Annotated in this window: 17 protein-coding genes; 15 read left to right on the top strand and 2 right to left on the bottom strand. The window is 69.8% G+C overall.

Annotated elements, in window-relative coordinates; all coding sequences use genetic code 11:
• Positions 1 to 14 precede the first annotated feature (14 nt).
• From ACFVAV_RS05830 to ACFVAV_RS05810, 5 genes are all read left to right on the top strand, one after another.
• Positions 15 to 344: a YlxR family protein gene (locus ACFVAV_RS05830; protein WP_379030611.1), complete on the top strand. Its 330-nt coding sequence runs from the start codon at positions 15 to 17 to the stop codon at positions 342 to 344.
• A gap of 108 nt (positions 345 to 452) precedes the next feature.
• Positions 453 to 3452, top strand: coding sequence for a translation initiation factor IF-2 (gene infB, locus ACFVAV_RS05825; protein WP_379030608.1), 3000 nt, complete (start codon positions 453 to 455; stop codon positions 3450 to 3452).
• 89 nt (positions 3453 to 3541) lie between these two features.
• Positions 3542 to 3835 carry a DUF503 domain-containing protein gene (locus ACFVAV_RS05820; protein ID WP_379031795.1) on the top strand — a complete coding sequence of 98 codons (294 nt, stop codon included), beginning with the start codon at positions 3542 to 3544 and terminating at the stop codon, positions 3833 to 3835.
• Positions 3836 to 3853: 18 nt separating this feature from the next.
• Positions 3854 to 4303 carry a 30S ribosome-binding factor RbfA gene (rbfA, locus tag ACFVAV_RS05815; RefSeq protein ID WP_189024213.1) on the top strand — a complete coding sequence of 150 codons (450 nt, stop codon included), beginning with the start codon at positions 3854 to 3856 and terminating at the stop codon, positions 4301 to 4303.
• A gap of 5 nt (positions 4304 to 4308) precedes the next feature.
• A complete protein-coding gene (locus ACFVAV_RS05810) occupies positions 4309 to 5307 on the top strand; it encodes a bifunctional oligoribonuclease/PAP phosphatase NrnA (RefSeq protein ID WP_379030604.1) in 999 nt (332 codons plus the stop codon).
• Between the two features lie 183 nt (positions 5308 to 5490).
• Here ACFVAV_RS05810 and ACFVAV_RS05805 read toward each other — a convergent pair whose 3' ends face one another.
• Entirely contained in the window at positions 5491 to 6657 is a 1167-nt protein-coding gene (locus ACFVAV_RS05805; RefSeq protein WP_379030601.1) for an MFS transporter, read from the bottom strand.
• A gap of 279 nt (positions 6658 to 6936) precedes the next feature.
• On the opposite strand from ACFVAV_RS05805, the gene ACFVAV_RS05800 reads away from it, so the two are divergent.
• From ACFVAV_RS05800 to ACFVAV_RS05770, 7 genes are all read left to right on the top strand, one after another.
• Positions 6937 to 8283: an MATE family efflux transporter gene (locus ACFVAV_RS05800; protein ID WP_379030598.1), complete on the top strand. Its 1347-nt coding sequence runs from the start codon at positions 6937 to 6939 to the stop codon at positions 8281 to 8283.
• 105 nt (positions 8284 to 8388) lie between these two features.
• A complete protein-coding gene (locus ACFVAV_RS05795; RefSeq protein WP_379030595.1) occupies positions 8389 to 9522 on the top strand; it encodes a lipase family protein in 1134 nt (377 codons plus the stop codon).
• 89 nt (positions 9523 to 9611) lie between these two features.
• The gene (locus tag ACFVAV_RS05790; RefSeq protein ID WP_379031792.1) at positions 9612 to 10553 is read left to right on the top strand and encodes a metallophosphoesterase family protein; all 942 of its coding nucleotides are present in this window, start codon (positions 9612 to 9614) and stop codon (positions 10551 to 10553) included.
• Positions 10554 to 10751: 198 nt separating this feature from the next.
• On the top strand, positions 10752 to 11423 hold the full coding sequence (gene npt, locus ACFVAV_RS05785; protein ID WP_379030592.1) for a 4'-phosphopantetheinyl transferase Npt: 672 nt from the start codon (positions 10752 to 10754) through the stop codon (positions 11421 to 11423).
• Positions 11423 to 12355, top strand: coding sequence for a tRNA pseudouridine(55) synthase TruB (gene truB / locus ACFVAV_RS05780; RefSeq protein ID WP_379030590.1), 933 nt, complete (start codon positions 11423 to 11425; stop codon positions 12353 to 12355). The genes npt and truB overlap by 1 nt, the downstream gene beginning before the upstream one ends.
• Positions 12356 to 12470: 115 nt before the next feature.
• Positions 12471 to 12893: an EF-hand domain-containing protein gene (locus ACFVAV_RS05775; RefSeq protein ID WP_379030587.1), complete on the top strand. Its 423-nt coding sequence runs from the start codon at positions 12471 to 12473 to the stop codon at positions 12891 to 12893.
• Positions 12894 to 13018: 125 nt separating this feature from the next.
• Positions 13019 to 13837: a hypothetical protein gene (locus ACFVAV_RS05770; RefSeq protein ID WP_379030584.1), complete on the top strand. Its 819-nt coding sequence runs from the start codon at positions 13019 to 13021 to the stop codon at positions 13835 to 13837.
• On the opposite strand, the gene ACFVAV_RS05765 is transcribed toward ACFVAV_RS05770, so the two are convergent.
• Positions 13827 to 14609: a metal-dependent transcriptional regulator gene (locus ACFVAV_RS05765; RefSeq protein WP_379030581.1), complete on the bottom strand. Its 783-nt coding sequence runs from the start codon at positions 14607 to 14609 to the stop codon at positions 13827 to 13829. The genes ACFVAV_RS05770 and ACFVAV_RS05765 overlap by 11 nt on opposite strands.
• Positions 14610 to 14710: 101 nt before the next feature.
• On the opposite strand from ACFVAV_RS05765, the gene ACFVAV_RS05760 reads away from it, so the two are divergent.
• The 3 genes from ACFVAV_RS05760 (at position 14711) to ACFVAV_RS05750 (ending at position 18704) form a co-directional block, all read left to right on the top strand.
• Positions 14711 to 15694 carry a bifunctional riboflavin kinase/FAD synthetase gene (locus ACFVAV_RS05760; RefSeq protein WP_379030578.1) on the top strand — a complete coding sequence of 328 codons (984 nt, stop codon included), beginning with the start codon at positions 14711 to 14713 and terminating at the stop codon, positions 15692 to 15694.
• Positions 15695 to 15788: 94 nt separating this feature from the next.
• The gene (gene rpsO / locus ACFVAV_RS05755; RefSeq protein WP_019048089.1) at positions 15789 to 16058 is read left to right on the top strand and encodes a 30S ribosomal protein S15; all 270 of its coding nucleotides are present in this window, start codon (positions 15789 to 15791) and stop codon (positions 16056 to 16058) included.
• 375 nt (positions 16059 to 16433) lie between these two features.
• On the top strand, positions 16434 to 18704 hold the full coding sequence (locus ACFVAV_RS05750) for a polyribonucleotide nucleotidyltransferase (RefSeq protein WP_379030575.1): 2271 nt from the start codon (positions 16434 to 16436) through the stop codon (positions 18702 to 18704).
• Positions 18705 to 18829 lie beyond the last annotated feature (125 nt).

Below are 18829 nucleotides of genomic sequence, written 5' to 3'. Positions count from 1 at the left end.
AGGGGTTCGTCGTTATGACCGGGTCACCGGTAGAGTGGGTAGAAGACCGGCCCGCGCAATCCGTTCGAACCTGTATCGGATGCCGTCAACGCGAGCCGTCTGCCGAACTGTTGCGGATCGTGGCGCAGCATCGGGACACCGGTTCTACCGGGGCCTCGGCTGTTGCGATCGTTCCCGATCCGCGGCGCAGACTTCCCGGACGGGGTGCCTGGCTGCACCCCGTTTCAGCTTGTCTGCGTTCCGCAGAGCGGCGCCGAGCATTCGGCAGAGCCCTACGAGTGTCCGGAAATCTGGATATCTCAGCCCTGGAGCAGTACCTCGAGAACAGGCACGAGCACTCATGAGCACACCGTGAAGCACCAACGATGAACGTCCATCGGAGATAACCCGAGGTCGTGCGGGCCCGCCTTCCCTAGGCGGCGTCACTGCCCGACCTCTCAGTGAGGAGAGCAGTGGCAGGCAAGGCCCGCGTGCACGAGTTGGCCAAAGAACTCGGTGTCACGAGCAAGGAACTACTCGCGAAGCTCAAGGAGCAAGGCGAGTTCGTGAAGTCGGCGTCCTCGACGGTGGAAGCACCCGTCGCACGTCGTCTGCGCGAATCGCTCGCGTCGAAGTCCGCCCCGGCGGCCGACGCGAAGCCGGCGGCCCGTCCCGGTCCGTCCCAAGCAGCCCGTCCGGCTGCCAAGCCCACCCCGGGCGGTCCGCGTCCCGGTCCGCGTCCGGCTCCGGCGGCCCCCGCCGCTGTCGCCCCCGCGGCACCGATCGCTCCGGCGCCCGCCGAACCGGCCGCGCAGGCTGAGGTGAAGCCGGCTCCGGCCGCTCGTCCCACCCCCGCAGCCGCGCAGTCCGCGCCTGCCGCCAAGCCGGCCGGTGCCGCCCCCGCGCCCGGTCCGCGTCCGGCCCCCGGCGCACCGCGTCCGGGTCAGCCCGCCGCAGGTCAGGCCCGTCCGGGCCAGCCCGCACCGGGTGCCCAGGCCCCGCGTCCGGCCGGTCCCGGCCCGAAGCCCGGCCCGAAGACCCCGCGCGTCGGCAACAACCCGTTCAGCTCCGCCCCGGACCGTGAGCGTCCGGCGCCGCGTCCCGCCCCGCAGGGTGGCCCGCGTCCGACTCCGGGTCAGGGCGGTCCCCGTCCGGCTCCCGGCCAGGGTGGTCCGCGTCCTGCTCCCGGTCAGGGCGGTCCCCGCCCCGGTCAGGGTCAGGGTGGTCCGCGTCCGGCCGCCGCGCAGGGCGGTGCCCCGCGTCCCGGTGGTCCGCGCCCCACCCCGGGTTCGATGCCTCCGCGTCCGAACCCCGGTGCCATGCCCCAGCGTTCCGCGCGTCCGGGTCCGGCGGCCGGTGGCCGTCCGGGTCGTCCCGGCGGCGCTCCCGGTGGCGGCGCAGGTCGTCCCGGTGGCGGCGGCGGTGGCGGCTACCGCGGTGGCGGTGGCGGTGCCCCCGGTGCAGGTCAGGGTGCCGGTGCACCCGCGGCCGGTGGCTTCCGTGGTCGTCCCGGTGGCGGCGGCGGTCGTCCGGGTGGTCCCGGTGGCCGTGGTGGCGCAGCGGGCGCGTTCGGTCGTCCCGGTGGCGCTCCGCGTCGTGGCCGTAAGTCGAAGCGGGCGAAGCGCGCCGAATACGAGAACATGCAGGCGCCCGCCGTCGGTGGCGTGCGGCTGCCCCGCGGCAACGGCGAGATCATCCGTCTCGCCCGCGGCGCCTCGCTGTCGGACTTCGCCGAGAAGATCGACGCGAACCCGGCTGCCCTCGTGCAGGCGCTGTTCAACCTCGGCGAGATGGTCACCGCGACCCAGTCGGTGAACGACGAGACCCTCGAGCTGCTCGGCAGCGAGATGAACTACGTCGTCCACGTCGTCAGCCCCGAGGACGAAGACCGCGAGCTGCTGGAATCGTTCGATCTCACCTACGGCGAGGACGCCGGCGGCGAGGAAGACCTCGAGCAGCGTCCGCCGGTCGTGACCGTCATGGGTCACGTCGACCACGGTAAGACCCGACTGCTGGACACGATCCGTAAGGCCAACGTCCGTGAGGGCGAGGCCGGTGGCATCACCCAGCACATCGGCGCCTACCAGGTGCTGACCGATCTCAACGGCGACGAGCGCCTGATCACCTTCATCGACACCCCGGGTCACGAGGCGTTCACCGCCATGCGTGCCCGTGGTGCGAAGGCCACCGATATCGCGATCCTCGTGGTCGCGGCCGACGACGGCGTCATGCCGCAGACGGTGGAAGCGATCAACCACGCCCAGGCGGCCGACGTGCCGATCGTGGTGGCGGTCAACAAGATCGACAAGGAAGGCGCGAACCCGGACAAGATCCGGCAGCAGCTGACCGAATACGGCCTGGTGACCGAGGAATACGGTGGCGACACCATGTTCGTCGACATCTCGGCCAAGCAGGGCACCAACATCGACGCGCTGCTGGAAGCGGTCCTGCTGACCGCCGACGCCTCGCTCGACCTGCGGGCCAACCCGGACATGGACGCCCAGGGTGTCGCCATCGAGGCGCACCTCGACCGCGGCCGTGGCCCGGTGGCCACCGTGCTCATCCAGCGCGGCACGCTGCGCGTCGGCGACTCGATCGTGGCGGGCGACGCCTACGGTCGCGTGCGCCGCATGGTCGACGAGCACGGCGACGACGTCGAGGCGGCCCTGCCGTCGCGGCCCGTCCAGGTCATCGGTTTCACCTCGGTGCCCGGCGCAGGCGACAACCTGCTCGTGGTCGACGAGGACCGGATCGCTCGCCAGATCGCCGACCGCCGCAATGCGCGCAAGCGCAACGCACTGGCCGCGCGCAGCCGCAAGCGGATCAGCCTGGAAGATCTGGATGCCGCCCTGAAGGAGACTTCGGAGCTCAACCTGATCCTCAAGGGCGACAACTCCGGTACCGTCGAGGCCCTCGAAGAGGCCCTGCTCGGCATCGAGATCGACGACGAGGTGCGTCTGCGCGTCATCGACCGCGGTGTCGGTGGCGTCACCGAGACCAACGTCAACCTGGCGTCGGCCTCGAACGCGATCATCATCGGCTTCAACGTCCGTGCGGAGGGCAAGGCCACCGAGCTGGCCAACCGCGAGGGCGTCGACATCCGGTACTACTCGGTGATCTACCAGGCCATCGACGAGATCGAGAAGGCCCTCAAGGGCATGCTCAAGCCGATCTACGAAGAGGTCGAGCTGGGCCGGGCGGAGATCCGCGCGATCTTCCGTTCGTCGAAGGTCGGCAACATCGCTGGCTGCATGGTCCTGTCGGGTTCGGTCAAGCGCAACGCCAAGGCGCGCCTGATCCGCGACGGCAGGGTGGTCGCCGAGACGATGACCATCTCCTCGCTCAAGCGGGAGAAGGACGACGCCACCGAGGTGCGCGAAGGTTTCGAGTGCGGTATGACCGTGACCTACAACGACATCAAGGACGGCGACATCATCGAGGCGTACGAGCTGCGCGAGAAGCCGCGCGACTGATAACGCACACCGTTCCACACGCCGCATCCGATGCTTCGGGTGCGGCGTGTGGTCATGCGGGCAATCCATCTACCAGGAGGTGAGCACCGCTGTACATCGGTGCGCTCGAATTCGATCTACTGCTCGGTGACGTGCATTCGCTCAAGGAGAAGCGGTCGGTGATCCGCCCGATTCTCGCCGAGCTGCAGAAGCGATTCGCCGTGCACGCCGCCGAGGCGGGAGATCAGGACCTGCACCGCCGGGCACTGCTCGGGGTGGCGATGGTCAGTGCGGAAACCGGGCACCTGAACGAGGTGCTCGACAAGTGTGAGCGGCACGTTGCCGCCCGTCCGGAGATAGAGTTGCTGGCAGTACGCCGCCGGATCTTCGGACCCGAGGACTGAGTAGAGGAGGACAGACCCATGGTGGATCAAGCCAGGGCACGCCGACTCGCCAAGCGGATTTCCGCGATCGTGGCCACCGCGATCGAGTACGAGATCAAGGATCCGCGGCTGCGGTTCGTCACGGTCACCGATGCCAAGGTGACCGGCGATCTGCGCGAGGCAACGGTGTTCTACACGGTGATGGGCGAGACGCTCGACACCGAACCCGACTACGCGGCCGCGGCCGCCGGTCTGGACGCGGCCAAGGGCGTCCTGCGGTCCAAGGTGGGTGCGGGCACCGGGGTGAAGTTCACCCCGATCCTGTCGTTCACGCTGGACAAGGTGCCCGACGCGGCCCGCGAGATGGAGGAGCTGCTGGCCCGGGCTCGCGCCATCGACGACGAGGTCGCCAAGGTCGCGGCCAACGCGACCCACGCGGGTGAGGCCGACCCGTACAAGGCCGATCGCGACGACGACGGCGACGAGTAACCCCCATGACCAGCGTCCGTGACGCGACCGTGCTGGATGCAGCCGTCGCCGCAGTAGCGGCGGCGCGTTCGGTGACGGTGCTGTGTCACGTGCAGCCCGACGCCGACACCATCGGCAGCGGGCTCGCGCTGGCATTGGCGCTGGAGCGCAAGGGCGTGCCGGTGGCCGTGTCGTTCGCCGAGCCCGCCGAACTGCCCGCCTCGCTGCGGACACTGCCCGGCGGTCATCTGCTGGTGGCGCCCGCCGAGGTGCCGCTCGAAGTCGACCTGCTGGTGGTCGTCGATTGTGGTGCCCGCAGCAGGCTGGGCGCGCTCGCCGACCGGTTGCCCGGTGCGGCGACGACGCTGGTCATCGATCATCATCGCGCCAACGACGGGTTCGGCACCGTCGACCTGATCGACGAGTCGGCGGCGTCGACCACCGAACTGGTGACCCGCCTGCTCGACGCGTGGGGCATCCCGATCGACGCCCCCATCGCGCACTGCCTGTTCGCGGGCTTGGTGACCGACACCGGGTCGTTCCGCTGGGCTCGCACCGGTAGCCATGCCATGGCCGAGCGGCTGCTCGCCACCGGAATCGATGGCGCCGAGATCACCCGTGTCCTGCTCGATACCCACCCCTTCTCGTGGCTGCCGATGCTGTCGAAGGTGCTGTCGACGGCCGTCGTCGTCCCGTCGGCCGCCGGCGTCGGGCTGGTCTATGCGCTGGTGCGCGCCGCCGACACCCATGATGTCGGGCCTGAAGAGGTGGAGAGCGTGATCGACGTCGTCCGCACTACCGCCGAAGCGGGGATCGCGGCCGTCTTCAAGGAAGCTCGCGGCCAGAACGACCGGTGGACCGTCTCGTTGCGCTCCCGCGACTCCGCGCCCGGCGCTGCCGACGGTGTGGATGTCGCCGCGATCGCCGGATCGTTCGGCGGGGGTGGGCACCGGTTCGCGGCGGGGTACACGACCTACGGCAACGCGGCTGACGTGGTGCAGGCGCTGGTCACCGCGCTCGGCTGACCGCTGAGTCGGCCACCGGACGTCCGGTCCAGCGAAGGCGGGACGGCCCCGCTGATCGGCCCGGTCCAGGCGAGCGATCGCCCAGGCTGGTGATAGTCCAGCCGATCGTCTGGCTCGGGCGGGCGACGGCCCGGCCATCCGGCCCGGCGCAGGCGAGTGACGGCCCTGCCGACCGGATGACGATCAGCCGACCCGGACTGGTGTGCGGCGCAGGCGCATGGTCAGCGGGACTCCCAGAATTGTTGTGGCAGCACACAATCCGAAAGCGAGTGCCGGTCGGTCGACGAGCAGTCCGGTGGCACCGGCGACGACCAGGCCGCCGAGGTTGCCGGTCATCCAGATCAGTCCGGCCGCCGTGCCTTCGGCCGCCCCGGTGTGGCGTTCGGCCATGGTGAGGACGATCGGCAGCGCGGGCAACAGCGTGAGGCCGATCAGGACGAAGGCCAGGAATCCGGTGGCGAGCCCCGGTGCCACGGCGACGAGCAGACAGGCGAGCGCGCTGGCCGTGAGGCCGGCCATGACCGCGGGCAGCTCCACACCGCGACGCAGCACCGCGACCGGCACCACCGCGCATCCGACGACGCCAGCGAGGACGTTGATCAGCAGCACGATGCTGGCGGCATCGGCGCTGACGCCCGCGGGTTCCAGCAGCGCCTGACCGTAGGTGGCCAGCGCGACGAAGGTGCCGAACGGGAAGAACACCGCGATGCACAGCCTGCGCACATAGCTGTCGCCGAGCGTGGCGCGCAGCGCGGACGGCGACGTCTGTTGTGTATTCGCCGCCGGTCCGCGTCCCGCTCGGACCAGCTCGACCGTCAGCCAGACGGCGGCCGCGCCGGCGAACAGCGCGCCGATCGCCGTCAGTGTTCCGAGCTGGGATTCCGCGGGTAGTGCCGCGCCGAGGACGAAGGCGGCGGCCATCCCGGCGAACGTGCTCGCCGTACCGACGGCGATTCCGGTCGGCCGGTCCTTCTCGTCGAGATAGTGCCCGGCGATGCCGGTGATCGCATTGAGCACCAACGGCTGCGCCACGGCGACGACAGTCTGCCCGAGGAGCGCCATCGCGAACCCGTCGTGGAGCAACCGCACGCCTGCGCCGAGCGCGGTGAGCACGGCACCGGCGATCAGGGCAGGCCGGAACCAGCGGTCGAGCAGGATGCCCGCCGGCACCGCGAGGACCACGTAGAGCAGCGGGAACATGTTCGCCAGCCAGCCGACGGCGGATTCGGAGACGCCGAAATGCTCGGCGGCGACGGTCGTCACCGGTGCGTAGGTGAGCCACACCAGCTGAGTGGCCGCGCCGACCAGGGCAAAGGCCGTGATCATGCGCCATCGGTTCGCCATCGCCATGGTCGATCGTCCTCGGTGGTTCGGGCGAACAGGAAGTCCGCGGTGTTCGCTCGCCTGAGCGTGCGGTGCGGTCGCACCGGCAGCAACTGGGCGGGTGACCAATAATGCCGCGTCGGTGCGCGCATCGCGCGACTTCACCGGAAACAGTCCCGTGTGCCTAGGCGACTGCGGCGCGCGCCGTGCCGTCGTCGAGGGCTTGTCGGTGCGGTGTGCGACCATCGGCCGTGATCAGCACTGGCGTGCGCCGGAACGTGGCGCCCATCGACGGGGAGGTCGGGCGTGAGTTCCATCGATGATCCGGAGTATCAGGCAGGTCCGCGCCGGATTCTCGGGATCGCGCTGCCCACGCTCGGGGTCCTCGTGGCCGAGCCGCTGTATCTGCTGTTCGACATGGCGATCGTCGGCAGGCTCGGCGCGCTGGCGCTGGCCGGGCTGGCCGTCGGCGGTGTCATCGTGGGTACGGTCAGCACCCAGCTGACATTCCTGTCGTACGGCACGACCGCGCGCGCGGCGCGACGGCACGGCGCGGGCGACCGGGCGGGTGCGGTCGGGGAAGGCGTGCAGGCGAGCTGGGTGGGGGCGGCGATCGGCGTGCTCATCGTGCTGGTGGTGCAGCTGTTCGCGGGCCCGCTGTGCGCGGCGATCGCCGGCGGTGGCGAGATCGCCGACGAGGCGCTGATCTGGGTGCGGATCGCGCTGTGCGGTGTACCGCTGATCCTGCTGTCGATGGCGGGCAACGGCTGGATGCGTGGTGTCCAGGACGTGCACCGCCCGCTGATGTATGTGGTTGCGGGACTGGCACTGTCGGCGGTGCTGTGCCCGGTGCTGGTGTACGGGCTGCTCGGTGCGCCGCGGATGGAACTGGCCGGTTCGGCGGTGGCGAATCTCGCCGGGCAGCTCGTGTCCGGCGCCCTGTTCGTCTCTGCGCTGCTGCGGGAACGGGTTTCGCTGCGTCCACGCCCCGCCGTGATGCGCGCGCAACTGGTGCTCGGCCGGGATCTCATCGTGCGCAGCCTGTCGTTCCAGGTGTGCTTCGTCTCCGCCGCCGCGGTCGCCGCCCGCTTCGGCGCCGCGTCCGTCGCCGCCCACCAGCTGGTCCTGCAACTGTGGAACTTCCTCGCGCTGACCCTGGATTCGCTCGCCATCGCCGCCCAGACCCTCGTCGGCGCCACTCTCGGCGCGGGCAACGCACGGGGTGCGAAGGGCATCGCCCGCCGCGTCACCGGCTGGTCGGTGATCTTCGCGGTGGTCCTGGCCGCGGTCTTCGCCGCCGGTGCGGGCGTGATCCCGCTGCTGTTCACCGACGACGCGCAGGTCCTCGATCGCACGCAGGTCGTCTGGTGGTTCTTCGTCGCCATGATCCCCGTGGCGGGCGCGGTTTTCGCCCTCGACGGCGTCCTCCTCGGCGCGGGCGACGCCGCGTTTCTCCGCACCGCCACGCTCGCCGCCGCTCTCCTCGGTTTCCTCCCGCTGATCTGGCTGTCCCTCGTTTTCGACTGGGGTGTGGCGGGGATCTGGTCCGGCCTGGTCGCCTTCATGCTGCTGCGCCTGATCGCCGTCGTCGCCCGAGCCCGCTCCGGCCGCTGGGCTCGTGTCGGCGCCGATGTGCCGAGCGGAGCCGCCTGAAAGAGAGTGGCGCTCGTCACACCGATCACCCCGATGGCGATGTCGCACTACCGTCGGAACGGATGACTTCGAGCCGATGATGGAGGCGAAGTAGCGGTGCTGGACGTGTTTTCGAGGAATGTCGGCCTGCGCTGGGCGGCCGGTGCGGCGGCGCTGGTGGTCGGAGCCGGGGTGGGGATACCCGCCGCGCAGGCGGCACCGGAAGGCACCGGCGCGCTCCTCGCGCACGTCGACCAGCCCGCAGGCTGGGGTGACTGGTCGCGGGCGGCGATCGTGGACTACCGCACCGAAGGACCGACCGGCGGACTGGTCGACGGCGCCGGGCTGGTGCTGCTCCCCGACTCGCCCGCACCGGCCGGCGGCTACCCGATCGTGGCGTGGGATCACGGCACCAGTGGGCTCGGTTCGCAGTGCGGCATCACCACGACGAAGGCGGCCCACGACCGGCCGCTGCTGCAGGCATTCCTGGATCGCGGCTGGGCCGTGGTCGCCCCGGACTACGTCGGGTTGTCCCCGAACTCGCGGACCGTCCACCCGTACCTGCACACGCGCACCGAGGCGACGGCGACCGTCGACCTGGTCAAGGCGGCGCGATCCGCGGTGCCCGCGCTGTCGAACACGTGGGCTGTCGTCGGCTCGTCGCAGGGCGGGCACGCCGCGCTGGCCACAGGGAATCTCGCCACCGGCTACGCACCGGACCTCGATTTCCGCGGCACCGTGGCGATGGCGCCGGAGTCCAACTACGAGAACATCCTCGCCCAGGTGGGTCCGCAGGTGCCCAACCTGCCGATGGTCGACCGGCTCACCGGCCCGTTCGCCGGCATGCTCGCCGGGCTGCGCGCGGCCCGTCCCGATCTCGATGTCAACGGTCACCTCAGCGAACCGGGCCGGGCCCTCGTCGACGCCATCTCCACCAGGTGCGTGCAGGACTTCGACAAGCTCTCCGCCGGTATGTCGCTCGGGTCGGTGCTCGCGAAACCGATGGCGGACAACGGCATCGGGACCGGCCTGCGCGACTACATGGTCGCCCCGACCGCCGGCTACCAGGAGCCGGTGCTGATCACCCACGGCGCCACCGACACCGTCGTCCCGATCCCGATGACCTTCGCCCTGCTCTCCCAGCTGCGCGCCTCGGGTACCCAGGTCGACTTCGAGATGTACTCGGTCTCGCACGAGGAGATCGAGGAAGCCTCGCGCGATCGCGTGCTGACCTTCGTCGACGGCCTGTTCCGCGTCTGATCCGCGTCAGCGTGGACAGGGGCGCTGCCGCGCCCCACGGACGCGCCGCCGCGCGCGTATGCCACTGTGGACAGGTGATTCCGAAGTTGATGGCGGTCAGCGATGTGCACGTGGGACATCAGGGCAACAAGCCGGTGGTGGAGCAGATCCAGCCGGATTCGCCGGAGGACTGGCTGATCGTGGCGGGTGACGTGGGCGAGAAGGCCGAGGAGGTCCGATGGGCGCTCGAGCTGCTGCGTGGCCGGTTCGCGAAGGTCATCTGGGTGCCGGGCAACCACGAGCTGTGGACCACGCCCAAGGATCCGGTGCAGATGCACGGCGCCGCCCGCTACGACTACCTCGTCGCGATGTGCCGTGACCTCGACGTCGTGACACCGGAGGACCCGTTCCCGGTGTGGACCGGATCCGGCGCCGAGCTGTACGGCGGCCGCGTCACCATCGCGCCGATGTTCCTGCTCTACGACTACTCGTGGCTGCCCGACGGGACCACCACCAAGGCCAAGGGCCTGGCCGTCGCGCGTGAGCGCAATGTCGTCGCCACCGACGAATTCCTGCTGAGGCCCGACCCGTACCTCACCCGCGACGCCTGGTGCCACGCCCGCGTGCAGTACACCCAGCGCCGCCTCGACGCACTGGGCGCCGACACCCCGGTGGTGCTGGTCAACCACTTCCCGCTGGTCCGCCAGCCCACCGAGATCCTGTTCTACCCCGAGTTCTCGATGTGGTGCGGCACCGACCTCACCGCCGACTGGCACACCAGCTACAACGTGGTCTGCTCGGTCTACGGCCACCTGCACATCCCGCGCACCACCTACTACGACGGCGTCCGCTTCGAAGAGGTCTCCCTCGGCTACCCCCGCGAGTGGAAGCGCCGCGGCATGCCCGAGCCCCTGCTGCGCCAGATCCTGCCGGAACCCGTCTACGCGGACGGCGACCTCAATGCCTGGGGCGGCCACTTCACGGTGACCCCGGAGATGGAAGCCGCGGCCGCCGAGATGCGCGCGAAAGCCGACCGGCGCCGGGGCATCTGACCCGCTGCTGCACTAGCCGCACCGCGCTCCGGCACCGGTGGTCGGCGGGCAGACGGCCGCCGGGCAGCAACGGCCGCCGGACCTGGCTCTCGCGGGGTGTGCAGCTGTGGCCTCGGCCGACGCCGCAGCACTGAGTGCAACAGGCAACAGCGGCTGCGGTCGGACGGCGAGCTACGGCACCGATTACGCTGGTTCCCGATGATTCAGAATATTCTGCCGTCTGGGGTAGCCGCTGCGGAGCTGCTGGCGTACCCGGAGGACCTGAAGGCGCACCCGGCCGAGGAGCATCTCATCGCCAAGTCGGTCGAGAAGCGGCGTCGCGACTTCATCGGTGCCCGGCACTGCGCGCGGCTGGCGCTCGAGCAGCTCGGTGAGCCGCCGGTGGCGATCGGTAAAGGGGAGCGCGGCATGCCGCTGTTCCCGCGCGGTGTGGTCGGCAGCCTGACCCACTGCGACGGCTATCGCGCGGCCGCCATGGCGCACGCGTTGCGGTTCCGCTCGGTCGGCATCGACGCCGAACCGCACGGCGCGCTGCCCGAAGGCGTGCTCGAATCGGTGAGCCTGCCCGCCGAACGTGACTGGCTGGCGTCCGCGCCCGCAGGCGACCTGCACCTGGATCGTCTGCTGTTCTGCGCGAAGGAGGCCACCTACAAGGCCTGGTTCCCGCTGACCCTGCGCTGGCTCGGCTTCGAGGACGCGCACATCACCTTCGAGATCGATTCCCGCACCGCCGATTCCGGCTCGGGAACGTTCCACACGAAGCTGCTCGTCCCCGGTACGACGAACGACGGCGGCGCCCCGCTGACCTCGTTCGACGGCCGCTGGCTGATCGCCGACGGGCTGATCCTGACCGCGATCGCGCACGGCTGATGGCCGCGCGCACGCCCGCGGTCGACCAGCTCGGCGGGCTGGTGATCGTCGACAAGGACGGCGGCTGGACCAGCCACGATGTCGTCGCGCGCAGCCGGAAACTGTTGCGCACCAAGAAGGTCGGCCACGCGGGCACCCTCGATCCGATGGCCACCGGTGTCCTGGTGCTCGGCGTGGAGCGGGCGACGAAGCTGCTCGGGCAGCTGATCCTCACCACCAAGGCGTACACGGCGACCATCCGGCTCGGTCAGGCCACGATCACCGACGACGCCGAGGGCGAGGTCACCGCGACCACGCCCGCGCTGCACCTCACCGACGCGCAGATCGCGGCCGGTGTGGCCGCGCTGACCGGCGATATCGAGCAGGTGCCCGCCACGGTCAGCGCCATCAAGGTCGACGGTGAACGCGCCTACGCCCGTGCCCGCGCGGGCGAGGACGTGCAGCTCGCCGCGCGTCCGGTCACCGTGTCGCGCTTCGACATCCTGGCCCGCCGCGATCTCGCCGACGGTGAGTTCGTCGACCTGGACGTGGAAGTCGAATGCTCCTCGGGCACCTACATCCGCGCCCTCGCCCGTGACCTCGGCGCCGCCCTCGGCGTCGGCGGACACCTGACCGCGTTGCGCCGCACCAGGGTCGGCCCGTTCACCCTCGAACACGCCAGCACCCTGGAGCAACTGGCCGCCGCCGCAGACGCCGAACAGCCGCTGCTCAGCCTCGATATCGACACCGCGGTGCGCACGGCGTTCCCGCACCGCGACATCGACGAGTCCCAGGCGAACGACCTGCGCAACGGCCGCTGGCTCGAACCGATCGGCATCAAAGGCGTGTACGCGGCGATCGATCCGGCCGGCCGTGCCATCGCGCTGCTCGAGGAGAGCGGTAAGCGCGCGGCCTCGGTGATGGTGGTCCGCCCGCAGGGGATCGGCGACTGACCTTCGCGGAAGGCCGACTTGCACCGGCTCACCGGACTTGTCGGCCCTCGGATACGTACAGTGGCGGTGACGGTCGGCGCCATGGTTATCGCCGATCGCGGGGAAGGGTAGCGAGATGAGTGCAGAACAGGTCGACACATTCGCGCTGTGGGACCGTGACGGTGACGGCCTGGTGTCGGTGGACGATATCGCGGCCGGAATCCGTTCCGCCGGTATCGATGTCGACCGCTCGGCGATCGAGCGGCTCGTCGCCGCAGTCGATACCAACGGCGACTTCCTGGTCTCCCGTGTCGAATTCGACGCCGCTGTCGTCGAGGGGCGGATCGAGGTGAACGACGCCGAGGCGGCGTTCCGGGTGTTCGACGTCAACGGCGACGGGCGGATCTCCGTCACCGAGCTGGATTCGCTGATCCGCCACGTCGGCGGCGGGCGGATCGAGGAACCGGCCGCCGACCTGCTCACCGCCGCCGACCAGGACGGCGACGGGTATCTGTCTCTCCCGGAATTCCGTGTGCTGCTGGACTTCCTGTCGCGCTGAGTAATCCGGGCGTGCGCGGCTGATTCCCACGGCTTCCGCGTCAGGGGCACTGGACGACCGCTAACACCCCCGCCACTTCAGGCGATAGCCAGGACGTATAGCTATCGCATCGGAGGGGTAGGGCCATGGCTGCGATGCAGAAGACCTGGATCGGCGTCATCGCCGGCGTGACACTGGCGCTCGCCGGGTGTGGAACCGGCGGCGACCCCCAGGCACCGGCGATGTCGAGCCCCGTCCGGCCATCCAGCACGACCAGTTCGTCGACGGCGCCGGTAGCGATCCCGCCCACCCGCGGTGTACCCACCGCAGCGGCGACCGTCCGCCCGTCTGCGTCCACCCCGGCACCGCCCGGCCCGCCACCCACGCCGGCCACCGGCACCGTCATCCTGCGTACCGCGACTTTGTCCGGCCTCCCGGTTCCCGGTGTGCCCGTCTACCTTTCGCTCCAGCAGCCGTGCGACCCGGCCGGCCATGACATCCCCGTCGGCGAAACCACCGAAACCCGCCGCCTGGACGGCGTCACCGACTCGTCCGGGCTGGCCGCCTTCACCACCGTGACCGGCTGCTACCGCTTCGGCATGACGGCCCCCGCGGGCACCGACCCCGTCCCGGAAGGCATGCACACGCTCTTCCTCGTCGACCAGGGCGCCACCGTCACCGGGCAGCTCCGCTTCCAGGACACGTCACCCGAACCGGCACCGGCCTGCGCCGAATCCACCATCGAGACCGAACTCGGCGTCGACCCCGCGCCGGCCGCCGACATCAGCGAGTGCGACGGGCAGTGGGCCGTGATCTCCTGGACCGTCCCCGGTGACAACCAGCGAATCATCACCCGCACCTCGGGAACCTGGACCACGTATGTCCTGTTCCCGCACACCACCTGCTGGGACACGGCCGCCGCCGACGGCGTGCCCGACCGCTTGCGGCCTTATTTCAACTGCTGATCCCGCTGTCGATGAGCCAGATCGCCTCGGCGGCAAGGGTCCCCAGCTCGGTCGGGGTGTCGGCGGCCGCGATGCGGACCGCGATGGTGCCGGCGAAATCACGGCGCTCCTCGACCTCGATCACGGTGTCGAGGGCGATGCCGACGGAATCGAAGTAGCGCAGCATCGCGGGGTCGGAGTCGGAGATGCGGGCCACCCGGCCGGATTCGCCTGCCGCGAAGTCGCTGAGGCGGCGGGCCGGGGGAGTGGGGACGGCGCCGTCGACCGACGGGATGGGGTCGCCGTGCGGGTCGCGGTCGGGGTGGCCGAGTTTCGCGTCGATCCGCGACATCAGCAGTTCCGAGACCGCGTGCTCGAGCACCTCGGCCTCGTCGTGCACTTCGTCCCAGCCGTATCCGAGTTCGTTCACCAGGAACGTCTCGAGCAGGCGATGCCTGCGCACCATCGCGATCGCGGCGCGCCTGCCGTGCTCGGTGAGGGTGATCGAACCGTAGCGGGCATGTTCGACCAGACCCTGATCGGCCAGCTTGCGCACGGCCTCCGACACCGTCGAGGCCGACACCCCGATCCGCTCGGCGAGCAGCTTCGTCGACACCTTCTCCTGGGACCATTCCTGCGCGGTCCAGATGACCTTCAGATAGTCCTGTGCCACCGCGGACAACTCAGGCGCGATCGTCGCGGTGGCAGCGAGTTCGGCCTGTTCACCGAGCTGCGTCGACGCACGGCGGGTAGCGACATCTCGTTTACCTGGCACATCATTGATGTTAGGCATCCCTGGCCCGAATGACACATCGGCGAACGGCACGGCGCGGTGCGAGGATCCTTCTCACACCGGAATTCTGTTCCCGTACCGCTTTGCGTAGGCTTCGCTCTGTGCAGAGATGGCGAAGTCTCGACGATGTGCCCGCGGACTGGGGGCGCTGCGTCCTCACGATCGGCGTGTTCGACGGCGTGCATCGTGGGCACGCGCAGCTGATCAGCCGTGCGGTGGCCGCGGCGAAGAAACGGGGTGTTCCGTCGGTGCTGATGACCTTCGATCCGCACCCGATGGAAGTGGTGCGGCCCGGTTCGCATCCCGCGCAGCTCACCACCCTGCCCCGGCGCGCCGAGCTCGCCGAGGAACTGGGCATCGACGTGTTCTGCGTGATGCCGTTCACCCACGACTTCATGAAGCTCACCCCGGCCGGGTACGTCCACGATCTGCTGGTGGAACGCCTGCACGTCACCGAGGTCGTCGTCGGTGACAACTTCACCTTCGGCAAGAAGGCCGCGGGCACCGTCGACACCATGCGCGAACTCGGCAGCCGCTTCGGCTTCGAGGTCGACGGGGTCACCCTGCTCGGCGAGCACGCCGTCACCTTCTCCTCGACCTACATCCGCGCCTGCGTCGACGCGGGCGACATGACGGCGGCCGCCGAAGCGCTGGGCCGCCCGCATCGCGTCGAAGGCGTCGTCGTGCACGGCGACGGCCGTGGCCGCGGGCTCGGCTTCCCGACCGCCAACGTCGCCCCGCCCATGCACGCCGCGATCCCCGCCGACGGCGTGTACGCGGGCTGGTTCACGGTCCTCGGGCAGGGCCCGGTCATCGGCACGGTCGAGCCCGGCGAGCGCGCGATGGCCGCGATCTCGGTCGGCACCAACCCGACGTTCTCCGGCCGCTCACGCACCGTGGAGGCGTTCGTCCTCGACGGCGAGGCCGACCTGTACGGCCAGCACGTCGGGGTCGACTTCGTCGAGCAGCTGCGCGGGATGCGCAAGTTCGACACCATCGACGACTTGGTCGAGGCCATGGGCCGCGATGTCGAGAACGCGCGCAAAATCCTGACCGCCGCGGAGGCGGCCGAGCGTCGCGTGTAAGGTTGATCCTCGGGTTTGCTGCGGTCCGCGGTGGCGCCCCTCCCGGGTAACCGGAACTTCGAGCGCGGAACTGAGAAATAGGAGTCGATGCCGCATGGCGCTGACCACTGAGCAGAAGTCGGCCATTCTGGCCGAATACGGCCTGCACGAGAAGGACACCGGCTCGCCGGAGGCGCAGATCGCGCTGCTGTCGAAGCGGATCTCGGACCTGACCGAGCACCTGAAGCAGCACAAGCACGATCACCACACCCGGCACGGCCTGCTGGCCCTGATCGGTCGTCGTCGCCGCCTGTCGAAGTACCTGCAGGCCAAGGACATCGAGCGTTACCGTTCGCTCATCGAGCGTCTCGGCCTGCGCCGCTGATCTGCATCGACACGCCTCCCCGCTGAGGCGGTCGGCGAGTAGCCAATGGGAAGAAGTACACTTCTTCTCGTTGGCTATTCGTGTATTCGGGGACCATCGGGTTCCCGCGTGCACTACAACATGTGACAGCCGTGTGCATCCGTCCGCGTGGCGTCGGTCTTCGGTAGTGGCCTTTCGGCTGGCGTGTTCCTCACCGCCGTCGGGCTTCGATCGATGACCGCCTCCGCGTCGCCGCTTCCAAGGGGATACGGCCGGGTGCTGCGCGTGGCAGCCAGGAGGGTTTCCACGTGTCCGTGTCCGGTACGGCTGACGAATAGCCGGTTCGCGCCCACATGGTGCTGCGCTCCGGCGAGACGAGAGGTCGAGAGAAGAAAAATGACGCAGACAACTGAACGTACTTCGACTGCGGTCGAGGTCGAGCCCGGTGTTTTCGAGTCGGTCGCGCTGATCGACAACGGTAGCTTCGGCACCCGCACCATCCGCTTCGAGACCGGCCGTCTGGCCAAGCAGGCCGCCGGCTCCGTGGTCGCCTACCTGGACGACGAGACCATGCTGCTGTCGGCGACCACCGCCGGTAAGCACCCCAAGGACCAGTTCGACTTCTTCCCGCTGACGGTCGACGTCGAAGAGCGCATGTACGCCGCGGGCCGCATCCCCGGCTCGTTCTTCCGTCGCGAGGGCCGCCCCTCCACCGACGCGATCCTGACCTGCCGCCTGATCGACCGTCCGCTGCGCCCGTCGTTCGTCGACGGCCTGCGCAACGAGATCCAGGTCGTGGTCACCGTGCTGAGCCTGGACCCGCAGGATCTGTACGACGTGGTGGCCATCAACGCCGCCTCGGCGTCCACCCAGATCTCCGGCCTGCCGTTCTCCGGCCCGGTCGGCGGCGTGCGCGTCGCCCTGATCGGTGGCCAGTGGGTCGCGTTCCCGACGGTGGAGCAGCTCGAGGGCGCCGTGTTCGACATGGTCGTCGCGGGCCGCGTCACCGAGACCGGTGACGTCGCCATCATGATGGTCGAGGCCGAGGCCACCGACAAGGTCATCGCGCTGATCGAGGACGGCGCGCAGGCGCCGACCGAGGCCGTCGTGGCCGAGGGCCTCGAGGCCGCCAAGCCGTTCATCGCCCGCCTGTGCCGCGCGCAGTCGGACCTGGCCGAGCTGGCCGCCAAGCCGACCGAGGAGTTCCCGCTCTTCCCGCCGTACGGCGCCGACGTGTTCGAGGCCGTCGAGGGCACCGCCAAGCGTGAGCTGAACGAGGCGCTGTCCATCGCCGACAAGCAGGCCCGCGAGGCCAAGATCGACGAGATCAAGGTCGAGGTGCTCGGTCGCCTCGGTGACGACTTCGCCGGTCGCGAGAAGGAGCTGGGCGCGGCGTTCCGCTCGGTCACCAAGAAGCTGGTGCGTCAGCGCATCCTCACCGACGGCTTCCGCATCGACGGTCGCGGTCTGGCCGACATCCGTGAGCTCTCCGCCGAGGTCGACGTGATCCCGCGCGCCCACGGTTCGGCGATCTTCGAGCGTGGCGAGACCCAGATCATGGGCGTCACCACCCTCGACATGGTGAAGATGGCCCAGCAGGTCGACTCGCTCGGCCCGGAGACCACCAAGCGCTACATGCACCACTACAACTTCCCGCCGTTCTCCACCGGCGAGACCGGCCGCGTCGGTTCGCCGAAGCGCCGCGAGATCGGCCACGGCGCGCTCGCCGAGCGTGCCCTGATGCCGGTGCTGCCCTCGCAGGAGGAGTTCCCCTACGCCATCCGTCAGGTCTCGGAGGCGCTGAGCTCCAACGGCTCCACCTCGATGGGTTCGGTGTGCGCCTCGACCCTGTCGCTGCTCAACGCCGGTGTGCCGCTGAAGGCGCCGGTCGCGGGTATCGCCATGGGCCTGGTGTCGGACACCGTCACCAACGACAAGGGTGAGGACGAGGTCCGCTACGTCGCGCTGACCGACATCCTCGGCGCCGAGGATGCCTTCGGCGACATGGACTTCAAGGTTGCCGGTACCCGTGACTTCGTCACCGCCCTGCAGCTGGACACCAAGCTCGACGGCATCCCCTCGCAGGTGCTGGCCGGCGCGCTGAACCAGGCGCACGACGCCCGCACCACCATCCTGGACGTGATGGCCGAGGCCATCGCCACCCCGGACGAGATGAGCCCGTACGCCCCGCGCGTCACCGCGATCAAGATCCCGGTCGACAAGATCGGTGAGGTCATCGGCCCCAAGGGCAAGATGATCAACCAGATCACCGAGGAGACCGGCGCCAACATCTCCATCGAGGATGACGGCACCGTGTTCGTCGGTGCGACCGACGGCCCGTCGGCGCAGGCCGCGATCGACGCGATCAACGCGATCGCCAACCCGCAGCTGCCGAAGGTCGGCGAGCGCTTCCTGGGCACGGTCGTCAAGACCACCGCCTTCGGCGCGTTCGTCTCGCTGCTGCCGGGCCGTGACGGCCTGGTGCACATCTCCAAGCTGGGCAGCGGCAAGCGCGTCGCCAAGGTCGAGGACGTGGTCAACGTCGGCGACAAGCTGCGCGTGGAGATCGCCGACATCGACAACCGCGGCAAGATCTCGCTGGTCCCCGTCGAGGAGGAGTCGGCCGAGGCCGCCGCTCCCGCCGAGGAGACCGCCGCCGCGGAGTAAGCGCGCGGTAGCTTCACCCACTGCCGAAACCCCTCGCCGTGTAGCACGGCGGGGGGTTTCGTCGTGTCCGGGGAGTAGCGGGCATGGGAAAAGTGGTGTGAATCACTGCGATGCAACGTTGATGC

Source organism: Nocardia sp. NPDC057663, from assembly GCF_042799895.1.
GTDB lineage: Bacteria > Actinomycetota > Actinomycetes > Mycobacteriales > Mycobacteriaceae > Nocardia.
Note: the sequence above shows the minus strand (reverse complement) of the source record. Positions and strands in the feature narration are given on the sequence as shown.